The organism is Shimia sp. W99, assembly GCF_053851455.3.
In genome coordinates this window covers 2,737,246-2,750,258 of sequence record NZ_JBSQBU020000001.1, presented here as the reverse complement: position 1 = coordinate 2,750,258, position 13,013 = coordinate 2,737,246, and the positions used below count along the sequence as shown (strand labels likewise).

Sequence of the window (13,013 nt, the reverse complement as noted above, 5' to 3'; positions counted from 1 at the left end):
GGTTCAGCCATCCCCCGGCACGGCGTCGATCTCGAATTGCAGCACGGCGCCGCCGGGGCCGTCTTCCTCGTCATCCAGCGCAATCGCGCCGCGTGTCGTGGTGCCGAAACCGGCCTGCATGAAGGCGGCGGCCATGCTTGAGGCGTTGCCGCGCGTTGTTTCCAGCTCGGCCTGTTCCATGAAAGCAAGGTTCTCGACCACGGATTGCGGTTTGGCCGGGGTCAGGACCATGATCACCCGGTCGCGACCAAAGGCCGTGTCGGTGATCCGCAGCAACCCTTTTTTGAGGCTGTCACCGGGTTGCATCCGGCCGGAAAAGAAATGGCTAATGGAATAATCGCTGCCTACGTACAGCACGTTCACGTCCACCGGTTGATCCGTGTTGTTCTGGGCAAGGATATGCACCTCGTCGCCGGGGATCAGCTTGGGCACGGCCACGGTATCAAGCGTGCGAAGCGTCTTGTTGCGCTTGTTCTTGGTACGCAGTTCCACGTCCACATCCAGATCGGATGCGCCATAGCCTGCGCCGATTTTCAGAAGGTTGAGCGCGCGCGACATGTGACCGAGCGTGTCTTCGAGAACAACGGCCAGATCCTCAATCGACTTGTCGGCGATGCTGATCGACGGTGTCTGACCGGGGTTCTCGGGATCAAACAGCCCCGCGGAGGGCAACAGCCAGACCGCGCCGGGGCGCGGGCTGTCCGGGAGAAAGGCCATGCGGATATCCGCATCCTCGCCGGGAGGGACAAAGCGGATGCGGCTGGACATCTCGCCGTCAGAGCGGATCACCGCGAGTGCTTCGGCAAGGGCGGCGCCGTGGTTGGCGGCATCCGGCTCGGGCAGGGCGACAGTGAGGGTGAAATCCATGCCCTGCGCCTGTTTGCGCAGATAGGCGCCGTTCGGGATGGCGTCGGGCGTCAGGGCTGCTTGACCATGGGCGGCAATCGGGACCACCTCGGAGGAAAAGGCATCGGACCAGTCCACGCGGAAATACCCCAGTACCGCTTTGTCCGCATCGGCGGCCGACGCAAACAGCGCAAGTTCTGCCCCTTCGGTCAGATTGTGTAGAGCGCCCGCGGGGATGGTCAGCACGTCGTCCCCGATTTCCACCGGCCACTGGGTCACGGGTTTCACGGGCTCGCCCGAGAACACGACCGTGTCGAGATCGCCCTCGAACATCGGGGTTGACCGGGCCATGTTCTTGACCGCGTACCGGCGCAACACTTCCTGCCCCAACTGGCGATAGGTGATGCCGGGGTTCTGGGCCAGCGTTTCAAACAGGACAAAGGTGAACACCCCTTGGGATCGCCGCCCCTTCTTGCCCTTGGGTAGGCGTTTTTCGGGAGTGGTTTCGTTGGTCTGCGCCGCGAAGAAGGCCACGAATCCGCCGGTGTCACCCGCCGGGGCCGCATCGGCCACCGGGCTTTCGGGGCGGGCACGGGGATCGGGCAGGGCGCGGGAGCTGGTTTCGGCATCGGCCAGCGCGGCGTCGGGAATGCCCAGGGCGCGCGGGTCGAGTTTGCGCAGGCGCACGTCGTCATCCCCCGTGGGCGCGGCGCGGGTTGCGGTGCCGGAATGGCAGCTGTCAAAAACCGCCCAGACGGTGGCGCCACGCGCGCGCAGGGCGTCGATCATCTGGCCGATTTCGTCGTCAACCAACGCGTTTTCGACTGTGCCCACCGTGTCGTTCCAAGGGCCGATATCGACGGGCAGAAACAATTCGTCCAGCCCGTCCAGCTCGCTGTCCGGGTCGGCAGCGGGAGCCTGGCTCCCGTGGCCGGAGAAGTGCAGGTAGACGAAGTCCCCCGGCTGAACCGTTTCCGTGAGATCGGCAAAGGCCTGACGGATCGCGGCCAGCGTGGGCGCGGTCGATCCTTCGACACCATCGGCAAGGATGGTGACATTTTCCGGCGCGAAGGGCGTGCTCGCCGACGTGGTCAGGAACCGCTGCACAAGGTCGATGTCATTGGCCGGACCCCGCAGCCAGAACCGTTCCTCCAGATTGGTATAGGTCGACGCCCCGATCAGGATCGCGTGGTTGTCCCGCGCATGGGCGGGCAGCGCCAGCATGGCAGCGGCGGCCGAAGCAAGAAGGGTGGTGCGCAACATGCCCGGCATCCTCAATTGGTGATCAGTGCGTATTGATTTTCCGCCGCGCCCTTGTTGCGCACCTCGACATGAAAGCCGCTGGTGGTCGCCGGGCGCCAGCCGCAATAGGCGATGTCGCTGACATCCGTGTCAGAACACACGAGCCGCCCCTGCGCGTCATAGATGTAGAGGTTGAGATCGGTGTTGCCCTTGCCCTCGACATAGACCTCGGCATAGGCGCCGCCGGTGAACGGGAGCGATTCATATTGGTCGGTGCCATTGGCGCCGATGGTGACGACGCTGTAGACAGGACCGTCCGCGACGCCCTTGGTCATCTCGACCCGGATATCCACGATCAGCCCCGACATGAGCTCATCGTCCCCGGCCAGCGCCGCAGCAGTGTCGAGCATGTCCTGCCATGTGACGATCTCTCCACCGCTGCTGCCCCCAACTGGGGCGCGATCGCTGGCGCTGAGCGCTACGGATTTGCGCAGCTTGGCGGCCGAGATCATCAGCAGGGGATCGGTTTCGGCCTGAGCGATGGCAAACAGCTCTCCTGAGAGGCGGAAGGTATTCAACGGGCTGGTCTGGGCCTGTGCCTGAGCGCTGGTCGTGGCCAGAAGGGCAGAGAGACAAAGGGCTTTGAACTTCATTCCGGGTCTCCTGAAAAGGGGGAGTTCAAATAATCAACTTGTCTTCAATCTAAGGAGGCAGCTTTGCCCGGATCAACGGAATTCTGCGTGATCCGCCGTTTCTAACCGGATTTGTCATGAGCCTTGCGTGACACGCCTCGCTAGGGTGCAGGAAACCGAGATCAAGGAGTACGAGATGCGAGTTTTGCCCCGATTTGTCCTTTTCATGGTACTGCCGCTGTGGTTGTTCGCCACGCCCCAGATGGCCAAGGCAATGGCCTCGATGCGCCCTGCGATCGACGCAACATTTGTTATTCGGTCCAACGATCTGGAAGAGCGTCTTCTGGGGTCGGGATTCCGGTTTCTGCGCCCTGGTCTGGCGGTGACGAATGCACATGTGGTGGGCAATGAGAGCACCGTGTTGATCGTTGATGTGCACGGTGCGCGCGAGGTTGCGACGGTGGTGGCACGCGATCCGGTGCGCGATATCGCGATCCTGAGCGTCTCGGAGTCCGGCACCTTCCTGCGACCAACCCCTGTTGGGACTACGGAGCTGGGGCAGGTGGTCTATGCCATTGGCGCGCCCTATGGGGTGGAGTTCTCGCTCAGCCGGGGGATCATCTCGGCGCTGGAACGCCAGATCGAGGCCAATGTCCCGATGCGCATGATTCAGCACGACGCGGCGGTCAACCCAGGCAGTTCGGGCGGGCCGCTGATGGATATGAGTGGCCGGTTGGTTGGCATGAACAGCCAGATCGCGGACGGATTTCGCAATTTCATCGGCATCGCCTATGCCATTCCGACCGAAGCGCTTGTGGCGGCCATCGCGCGGCTTGAGCAAGGGGGCGAGACCGACTTGCCGCGCATGGGGCTGCGTACGCGCCCCGTGAGCCCGAAAGTGGCCGCCGCAATGGATATGGAAGACCACTCGGGCATTCTGGTCGACTCGGTTTCGGCTGGCAGCGCGGCGGATCGCGCCGGAATGAAACCCGGTGACATCCTGCGCGAAGTGGGTGGGCGTCCGCTGGAAAAGATTGGTGATCTTGCCTTTGCGCTGGAGGCGGTGGCGGGCCGGCCTGAGTTCGAAGTTGTCGTTGAGCGCAGCGGGCGTGAGGAAACCCTGACTGTAACTACGGCCGTTGAATCCCCGACAAGCGCGGCCCGCGGCGGCGAACCCGCGCGCCGCTCGGAGTATGGCTTTGATGAAACTGGAATGAAAATTGGTTCGGACGGGCGGATCGACTCGGTCACGGAGTTGAGCCTTGCCCATTACGAGGGCCTGCTTGCCGGGGATCGGATCGTCGCGGTGAATGGGGTGACTGTTGTCGACGGGCTGTTCGAGAGTTTCCGCATCACGCGGCCCGTGCTCTTGCTGGTCGAGGTGTCCGACGGGTCGACCAAGCATGTGATCCTTGACCCGTGGGCGCGCCCCGGTCGGTTGCGCCCGGTGTCTGGTGCGAATGTGCTTGACGAAAGCGTTGTACTCTTCTGAACTTGGCGAAAGGAATTTGCCATGACCAACCCTTCTGTCCTGATCATCGAAGACGATCCCATCAGCGCCGAAACCGTCGCCAGTGTTGCCCAAAGCCTTGGCTGTGACACCGAGGTTCAGGGCACCTATGATGATGGGCTGGCGGCGGCCACGTCCGGAGATTTCGACGTGATCATCGTGGATCGCATGTTGCCCGGTGGCGACGGGATCGATGCCATTGCCAAGTTGCGTGGCGCCGGGTCGAATGCGCTGGTTCTGGTGGTCAGCGCGCTGGGCCGGGCCGCCAACAAGATCGAAGGGCTGGAACGGGGTGCGGATGATTACCTTGCCAAGCCGTTTGACGCCGACGAGCTGCGCGCGCGGGTGCAGGCGCTGTTGCGGCGAGCAAGAATGCAGACCAGCGACAATGACCTGTTGGTGTTCGGCGATCTCGAAGTTCGGCTCAAGGCGCGCACCGTGCATTTCGGGCAGACCCATATCAAAGTGACACCCAAGGAATTCGACCTTTTGACCTTCTTTGCCCAGAACGCAGGACAGGCGGTGACGCGGATGCAATTGCTGTCCGAAGTCTGGAACCTGCATTTCGATCCCGGCACGAACGTGGTCGATGTGCATATCAGCCGCCTGCGTCGCAAGCTCGAGGCCGATACCGGGATCACCTACATCCATACCGCGCGGGGCGAAGGGTATATCTTTTCTCCAACCGCGCCCGAAGCTGCCTGATACATGGATCGCAAGACCTCAAGATCGGCCAGTCTGCGCCTGACCATCCTTATCGCGGGGGTCATGGTGCTGGTGTCGCTTGGGGGGCTTTGGTTCCAATACGGACAGGTGGCGCGGGCCTTTGACGCGCGCCAGATCGAGGCGCTGCAGGCTGATCTCGATGGGTATTCCGCGCTTTATGATCAGCGGCGCATCCCGGCCCTGCGGCAGGCGATGGAGTTCCGGGCACGCACGCAGGTGGGGTATGAGCGCGTCTTCCTGCTGCTTGATAAACAACAGCAATTCCTGGGCGGCAATATTCCACGCTGGCCTGAAGGTGTGGAAACCACGGCGCAGGGGTTTAAAGCCGACCCGGTGCAATGGTTTGGCTATACGCTCCCGAATGGTGAGGCCGGTCGATACATGGGCGTGGCGAGGTCTTTGCCCGGTGGCTTTCCCATTCTGGTTGCCACGTCATTGACCCAGAAACAGGCGTTGATGGCGGATATGCGGGCCACGATTGCGCTTGCGGCGGTCATCATGGTCGCGCTCAGCATCGTTGCCGGATGGCTGGTCAGCCGCCTCGTGATCACGCGCATTGACCGCGTGAACCGGCTGGCCGACCGGGTGGCGGGCGGTGAGCTTGGCGCCCGCATTCCCGGTGCGCGCAGCGATGACGAGTTCGGACAGCTTGAAACCCATGTGCATGACATGCTGGATCGGATCGAGACCCTGCAAAACGCAACGGCGCGCCTGTCCGACAATATCGCGCATGAATTGCGAACGCCGCTTAACCGCATCCGGCAGGGGCTTGACCGGGTCGAGGGGCAAGACGCGGTGGTTGATGGGTTGAAGGCCGAGTTGAATGACACCGTGCGGGTGTTCGAGGCGCTGCTCGACATCGCCTCTGCCGAGGCCGCAACCGGGGACATGCCGTCGCTTGTCCCGGTGAATCTTTCGGAGCTGTGCGAACAGATGTTCGACCTTTACGAACCGCTGGGCGAAGAGCGCGAATTGTGGGTCAGCGCCGAGATTGCGCCGGATCTCTGGATTGTCGGAGACCGCGCATTGGTGTCCCAGCTTGTGGCCAATCTTCTCGACAACGCGCTCAAGTTCACCACGCCCGGCGATGCGGTGACCCTCTCACTGCAACAGGCTGGAGAGCGGCATCGGCTTAGCATCACCGATACCGGTCCGGGGGTGCCGCAAGAGCTGCGGGATCGGCTGTTCGAACATTTTTCACGGGGTGAACCGGCACGCGGCGTGACGGGACATGGTCTCGGCTTGGCGCTGGTGCGCGCGATTGCCGCGCGCCACGGGGCCAAGCTCAGGATTTTGCCTCAAAACAAGGGCTTTGCGGTCGAATGCCTTTGGCCTAGAGTTGACGCGATGTAAGCTGCTGCATCTGGGTTGGGTTGGACATTGGTTTCTGAAATTTTGCGTAGTTTTCTGGGCGCGGCCGTGGTGACACTGGCGGGGTGCGCCGCCGTCAACGAGCCGATCAATGCGACGTCGCGCGGCGGTATTCCGGGCGGAGCCGAAAGCCAGACCACCTATGTTGTTGATGACGTCTTTATCGGACTTGCCTTTTCAGGCGGCGGTACGCGGGCATCGTCTTTCTCTTATGGCATGTTGCAGGAATTGCAGGCCAATGGCCTGTTGAAATACGTGCGTTTGGTGTCGGGCGTGTCAGGGGGATCGGTGACGGCGGCCTATTACGGGCTGACCGGAGCGCGCGGCATGAAAGGCTATCGTGAGAGATACCTGATTAAGGATGCCGAAACCTATATGGCCAACAACCCGGTCAATCCGGTCACGATTGCCAAGGGGCTTTCGGGCGGCGCCAATGATCGCAGCACCTTTGCCCGGTTTCTTGATGAAACCCTGTTCCACAACGCGACCTTCAAGGATCTGCACAAATCCGGGATCGAAACCTGGATCAATGCCAGCGACGTGGCGAACAACACGCCCTTCCTGTTTTCGACCGAGACCTTTGCCGCGCTGTGCAGCGACCTGACCAAGCTGCCCGTGTCCGAAGCGGTGGCGGCGTCGGCGGCGTTTCCGCTGGTGTTCTCGCCCATCGTGCTTGAGAGCCATCAGGACTGCACCTACCGCGAACCCGACTGGCTCACGGCGGCGCGCAACAACCCCGAGGCCACGTCGGCCCTGCGTGCCTATGGCAAGGCGCTTGAAAGCTATCGCGACCCGGACAAGGTACGTTATGTGAAGCTGCTGGATGGGGCCGTGACCGACAATTTCGGCACTACGGGGCTTTCGGTGGCGCGTGCCAAGTCGCAGAACGAGGTCGGTCCGCTGACCCCGAAACAGGCGGTGCGGATGCGACGGATGATGTTCCTTGTCGCCAATGCCGGTGTGCAGCAGGACTATAAATGGACGCAAGAGATCAAAGGGCCGGGCGGGGTCGAGTTGGCCATGTCGATTGCCAATTCTTCCATGGGCGCGGCAACACGCGTCGGCTTTGACGTGATGCGCCTGTCTCTGGATCGCTGGCATGGCGACCTCGTGGAATGGCGCTGCAGCCTGTCATTGCCCGAAGTGAAGGAACTGCGCGGATCGCTCGAAGGTTGGGATTGCCAGGACGTGAAGCTGTTCGTAGGCGAGGTGAACTTTGATCCGCTGCCCAAGGAGATGCGGGACAAGCTTGATGAGATTCCGACGCGGCTCAAGCTGCCCGAGGAGCAGGTGGACCTAGCGATTGCCGCCGCGCGGCAGTCGACCCGTCTCAACGCCGAGTTCAACGGCTTTCTGCGCAGTCTCAAGGGGGCGGAGCCCGTCGAGGGTGCGCGCCGCATAACGCCCAAAAAATCAGCCCCGGTTTCGAATTGATGACAAATCCGTTCATGTTTCAACACGCGCTTGATCGGTGCCAAATCCCTTGTATCGTTGGCTATTATGACCAAAGCTCTTAAGCCAAGATCATATTACCTCGGACTGCTCATGACAGTCTTCTGCGCGGCGCTTTTTGTCCTGGGCGTCGCGCAGACCCATGCGCAGACCGCCCCGCAGACGCGAGCCGTTCTTGTCGGGGTGAGCGATTACTATCATCTGGACGCGGACCTTCGAGGGCCGCGCAATGATGTGGCGCTGATGCTGCGCGCTCTGCTTGGGCGCGGGATCGCACCGGAGAATATCACCGTTCTGAGCGAGGGCGTTGAGGATGCCCCCGAGGGTGTCATCCAAGACAAGCCTACCCGCGCGGCGATTTTGGCGGCAATGGAGGCTGCCCGAGGTCAAAGCGCTTCGGGCGACACGGTGCTGTTCTATTTCTCGGGCCACGGCTCGCAGATGCCCGACCAGAGCGGCGATGAGCAGGGCGGCTATGACCAGATTTTCCTGCCTGCCGATGCAAAAGGTTGGCAGTCGAGTATCGGCGCCGTGGAAAACGCGCTTGTTGACGATGAACTTCGCGTTTGGGCGGTGTCGGTGCTGGGGCGGGGTGCGCAGCTGGTGGCGATTGTCGATGCCTGTCATTCCGGTACCGGGTTTCGCGCACTGGAAGGCGGGGCGGGGGCAGCACGCTATGTCGATCCCTCCATGCTGGGCGTGCCGGATGCCGCTGAGCCACGCGAAACCCACGACACGGGGGCCGAGTTGAGCGGTGATTTTGTGTTTCTCTACTCCTCGCAATCCGACCAGCGCAGTTTCGAATATCCCTTGGGCGATGGCGCCGATCCGGCCAATTGGTACGGCGACTTCACCCGCAACCTTGTCCAGGTGCTCGAACAGGCCGATGCGCTTAGCTACGGACAGTGGCTGCAAGCCGCGCGCGACGGGATGCGCAAGGCCTCAGCCACCGCTACGCAAACCCCGGATGGCGAAGGTACGCTTCTGGATGCTGCGGTTTTCGGAGAGGGCGGGGCCGCCGGGCAGCGGATGGTGATCAAGGGCGGCAAGCTGCAGCGCGGCGCGCTTTCCGGTGTGGCGCCCGGTGCGGTGCTGGCTGTGTACGGCGCCGCGACGGGAGGTGAAGTTCTGGGGCAGGTCGAAGTGATCGAGGCCATGCCCACGCAAGCCACGCTTCGGGGACGCGACGGTTTTGCCGTGCCCGCCGCGGGCTACGGCGAAGAAGTGGCGCCGGGCCTGCCGCCAAAGCTGGTGATTGCACCGCCCCGCGCCGCGATCGAACATGACGGCTATGAATACCGCCCGCTGACGGAAGCCTTTGATCGTCTCGCGGCGGACGACCTCGTGGATGGGGTCGCCTTTGCGGATCAGGGCTATGACATGGGACTGGTTCTTATGGATGGCACGCTGGCGCTGACCGGGCGGGATGGCATCCTTGACCCGAACGGTCCGGAAACCTCGCCCCGGTTCCGGTATGATCCGACGGGCGATAGTCAGGAACAACTGGCGGGCTGGCTCGAAAGGATCGGGCGCGTGCATCGCCTGACAGCGGCGCTGAACGGGGTCAAGGGTGGCGGATTCTCGATTGGTGGCACGGGTTTGAAAGTGGCGCTTGAGCGGCGCCCGACCCCGGCGCGGGGATCGGGTTGTGCAAAGCCGCGCGGTAAGGAAGAGGTCGGAGACGGTGCGGCGCTACGGCATTGCGATCAGCTCTGGATCAACCTCACCAACCAATCCCGCAAGGCGCAGGATGTCACCGTGCTTTATGTGGACCGTGATTTTCACATCAGCGCGCTTTGGCCCGAACCGTCCCTGTCCAACCGGATCGAACCCAGTGGTCAGAAAAGCATCGGCATGCGCATCGTCAACGAAAGCGCGCCGGATGCGCCCTTTGCCAGCGGACAGGAACAGCTTCTGGTTCTGGCGGTTCCAGTCGATCCGGACGCTCCGCGCGTGGTGCTGACCGCGCTGGCGGACGGGGCGCCCACACGGGCCGGGGATCAGAGCCCGTTGGAAAGTTTCCTGGGCGCGGCGGTTGCTGATGGTGCCACCCGCGCGCTCAGTCTGAGCGGGGCAATGGCGCCGCTCAAGGTCAACAGATTTGGATTCGAGGTTCTGCCTCGGGAAGAGTAAGGGAACAGGAGTAACCTTCATGAATATCAGGAAGATAAGTCAGATTTGCGCTGCCGCGCTGATGGTGGGCGGCATGGCAAACGCGCAGGAATTCGGAGGGGAACAGGCCGACCCGGTCATGGCCTCGCCTTTCTCCTTCGCGGAAAGTCAGAAAAAGGCCGAACGCGCCAAGGAAGTTGCCGCACAGGAAAGCGGGTCCAAGGTGATCGGCGGAAAGGTCGCGGAAGATGGCGCATGGCCCTGGCAGGTGGCGCTGGTGGTGGGCGGCTATCCGCTTCAGCCCGATATCCAGTTCTGCGGTGGGTCGATGGTGCTGGATCGCTGGGTGCTGACTGCGGCGCATTGCATCCACATGGCGGATGACAACGGCAATTATCGCGACATCCCCGCCGAGCGGTTCAATGTTGTGGTGGGCACCAACCATCTTGTTGAGGGCAAGGGGGATGTTGTGCCGGTCGAGGCCGTGTTCCGCCATCCCGGCTATGTCGGCACCGAGTTTGACAACGATATTGCGCTGATCAAGCTGGCCCGCGCCCCGCGCGCGCCCTACCGAACGATCAAGGTGCCGGATGCAGAGTTTGGCGACTATCTCGAACAGCCGGGCGTGACCACGTTTGTCACCGGCTGGGGCCTGATCGAGGGTGCCCAGAACCCCGACCGCCTGCGCGAGGTACAGATCCAGATGATGGAACGGGACATGTGCAATGGCCTGCTGCTTGAGGCGCGCGCCGAAGAGGCGGTCAAGGGGTTCGGCTATGCCGCACAGGTCTTTGGCATGAACCAGGCCACGGCCGAACAGGCCTGGTCCGAGTTTGTCCAGCATGTCCCGGCACCGCTGACGCCGAACATGATCTGTTCGGGCACCTACGAAGGCGGCAAGACCTCGTGTCAGGGGGATAGCGGCGGCCCGCTGGTGGTGCCGCTGAATGACGGGTCGTTCATTCAGGCAGGTGTGGTGAGCTGGGGTCTTTCGGCCAAGGACAGCAAGACCTGTGCCGAAAACGCGATCTTCTCGGCCTATACGCGGACCGCGAACTATGTCGGTTGGTTGAACGACACGATTGCGCGCAACAACTGATCCAACGCGATACTTTCGAAGGAAGGGCGCTGGGTTTTCGGCGCCCTTTGTCGTTTCAGCCGTCAGTCGAACCGCCAGTGCGGTTCATATCCGGCAACGCGTATGGCTCGGCAATTGTGTCGGCCTTGACCTTGGGCTACCGGTGGGGGCAGGCGCTTTCTTGAATGCGAGAGGACGCAATTCCGCCTTGTTTCCAAGGGATTACGGATCACGTGAAAAGAGTATGTGGCCATAGAAAACGCGCGCCGGGAAGGCGCGCGTTTGTTGGCTGCAACGACAGGGATCAGTTGGTCAGAATGTAATAGCTGTTGCGAACGCGGCCCTGGTTCACCACGCCGATCAGGAAGTATCCATCCCAGCGCGGGGTCCACGAACAGTAAAGCTTGTCCGAGTAGCTGACATCGCGGCAGATGACGTTTCCGTTCTCGTCCGTGACCAGCAAATCGAGGTCCGCGTCGCCGTCGCCGATGATGGCGAGTTCGGCAAGACGTCCGCCGTAGAAGGGGACGCGGAAGATGTCGGTGCGTCCGGCGTGCAGGCGCGACAGGGTGCGCGAGGGGCCACCGATGCGGCCACGTGCGCCTTCGGCCTCGACGTCTTCGATCAGCCCGAGGATGGTCTCATCCCCACCGGCCAGTTCGCGCGCCGAAGCAAGCATCATCTCGGCCGAAACCGGTGCGTCGGTACCTTCGCCACCATCAGCCACTTCGCCTGCGCCTTCGGTGGGTTTGTTCTCGACTTCACGATCTACATCGGTGACCTCGATAGACATGGTGATCTGCGCCGCGGTCAGCACAGCCAGAGCGTTTTTCTGTTCCATACCATAGGCATAGAGGTTCTGGGCCATGGCAAGCTGGGCCACCGGACCTTGTACGCCCTCGGCGTTTTCGGCAACGTTTGTGCCGGTCTTGTCCTCGGCAAAAGCAAGGGTCGCGGCGCCGATGGCGATACTGGCCACGGCGGCCTGGATAAAGGATTTGGTCTTCATAGGGGTCAACACTCCTCGAGCAATTCCGGGATGTCCCCGGCTTCGTGAATGGCCTGATATTGGCATCTCGGCCCGCGATCACAAAGCCTTTCTTGATGACAATAACGGTCATGTTCGCGAATGCCCGGAAAACGGTATTTCACGGGGTCGGTTTCACGTCGGTATAACGTCGGTATTGCGTCGGTGCGGAGTTGGAAAGCAGAGATCAGAAGGACAGCTTGCCTTCGGCCCGGTTCAGCATGACCCCCAGAAGCGGTTTCACTTCGCTCAGCATCTGCTCGACTTTGGTCACATCCTCGGCGGTCGACTCGCCGGCACCTGCCACGACAAGCACGCCGTCGACATTGGGCAGGAACGCCAGCACGTCGTCATGTTCCAGTGCCGGGGGCAGATCGAACAGGATCAGGTCAGGAGACAGCAAATCCTGCAACTCGTCCAGCACATCGCTCGTCATCGTATCCTGAAACAGCTCCGCAGCATTGTTGGCGGGTGCGTTGTTCAGACCAAAGGCGAGGTTGGCATGGCTGCGCAACAGGAATTCTTCGGGGGCAAGCGCACCCTGCAGATAGTCGGCCATGGCATGTTCGGCTGGTAGGCCCATCATGCCATGCAACGCGGGCGCGCGCAGGTTGAGATCAAGGACGACGCTGCGCGCCGATTCAAGCCGGGCCACCGAAAAGGCAAGGTTGGTGGTGACAAAGCTGCTGCCGCAACCATGGGTCGGGCCGGTGATGGCGACGCGGGTCCAACCCTGATCGGCCAGCGCCTGCATCAGCCGCGTGCGCAGCATGTCGAACGCTGCATGGGCCGGATGGCTGCGCATGGCGGTGATAATGTGGTTGCGTTCGAGTGTTTCAGTGTTTGGGCGCACTATGGGAAGGCTGTCCCAATAGACAGCGGGGTCGTGCACCGCCGGGAGGCGGGGCGCGGTGTCTGCGACATCAGGATGTGACTCTTCGGACGGATCGTCGATCATTATGATACCCGGGCTGCTCTGCTGCAGAACATAACAGCGCAATGCGGACAAAAGAATGG

General features: G+C 62.1%; 10 protein-coding genes. 6 read left to right on the top strand and 4 right to left on the bottom strand.

Going from position 1 to position 13,013, the window contains the following annotated elements:
- Positions 1-3 precede the first annotated feature (3 nt).
- Positions 4-2,109 carry a caspase family protein gene (locus ACS3QZ_RS13425; RefSeq protein ID WP_456038292.1) on the bottom strand — a complete coding sequence of 702 codons (2,106 nt, stop codon included), beginning with the start codon at positions 2,107-2,109 and terminating at the stop codon, positions 4-6.
- 11 nt (positions 2,110-2,120) lie between these two features.
- Positions 2,121-2,741 carry a hypothetical protein gene (locus tag ACS3QZ_RS13420; RefSeq protein WP_456038291.1) on the bottom strand — a complete coding sequence of 207 codons (621 nt, stop codon included), beginning with the start codon at positions 2,739-2,741 and terminating at the stop codon, positions 2,121-2,123.
- Between the two features lie 127 nt (positions 2,742-2,868).
- On the opposite strand from ACS3QZ_RS13420, the gene ACS3QZ_RS13415 reads away from it, so the two are divergent.
- The 6 genes from ACS3QZ_RS13415 (at position 2,869) to ACS3QZ_RS13390 (ending at position 10,990) form a co-directional block, all read left to right on the top strand.
- The gene (locus ACS3QZ_RS13415) at positions 2,869-4,212 is read left to right on the top strand and encodes a trypsin-like peptidase domain-containing protein (RefSeq protein WP_456038290.1); all 1,344 of its coding nucleotides are present in this window, start codon (positions 2,869-2,871) and stop codon (positions 4,210-4,212) included.
- 21 nt (positions 4,213-4,233) lie between these two features.
- Positions 4,234-4,935, top strand: a complete 702-nt coding sequence (locus ACS3QZ_RS13410) for a response regulator transcription factor (protein WP_456038289.1) — start codon at positions 4,234-4,236, stop codon at positions 4,933-4,935.
- Positions 4,936-4,938: 3 nt separating this feature from the next.
- Entirely contained in the window at positions 4,939-6,309 is a 1,371-nt protein-coding gene (locus ACS3QZ_RS13405; protein WP_456038288.1) for a sensor histidine kinase, read from the top strand.
- 27 nt (positions 6,310-6,336) lie between these two features.
- Positions 6,337-7,761 carry a patatin-like phospholipase family protein gene (locus tag ACS3QZ_RS13400; protein WP_456038287.1) on the top strand — a complete coding sequence of 475 codons (1,425 nt, stop codon included), beginning with the start codon at positions 6,337-6,339 and terminating at the stop codon, positions 7,759-7,761.
- A gap of 111 nt (positions 7,762-7,872) precedes the next feature.
- Positions 7,873-9,912, top strand: a complete 2,040-nt coding sequence (locus ACS3QZ_RS13395) for a caspase family protein (protein ID WP_456038286.1) — start codon at positions 7,873-7,875, stop codon at positions 9,910-9,912.
- 19 nt (positions 9,913-9,931) lie between these two features.
- Positions 9,932-10,990, top strand: a complete 1,059-nt coding sequence (locus tag ACS3QZ_RS13390) for a serine protease (RefSeq protein ID WP_456038285.1) — start codon at positions 9,932-9,934, stop codon at positions 10,988-10,990.
- A gap of 283 nt (positions 10,991-11,273) precedes the next feature.
- On the opposite strand, the gene ACS3QZ_RS13385 is transcribed toward ACS3QZ_RS13390, so the two are convergent.
- Both ACS3QZ_RS13385 and ACS3QZ_RS13380 read right to left on the bottom strand, forming a co-directional pair.
- On the bottom strand, positions 11,274-11,978 hold the full coding sequence (locus ACS3QZ_RS13385) for a hypothetical protein (RefSeq protein ID WP_456038284.1): 705 nt from the start codon (positions 11,976-11,978) through the stop codon (positions 11,274-11,276).
- Between the two features lie 205 nt (positions 11,979-12,183).
- Entirely contained in the window at positions 12,184-12,954 is a 771-nt protein-coding gene (locus tag ACS3QZ_RS13380) for a CpsD/CapB family tyrosine-protein kinase (RefSeq protein ID WP_456038283.1), read from the bottom strand.
- Between the last annotated feature and the right edge of the window lie 59 nt (positions 12,955-13,013).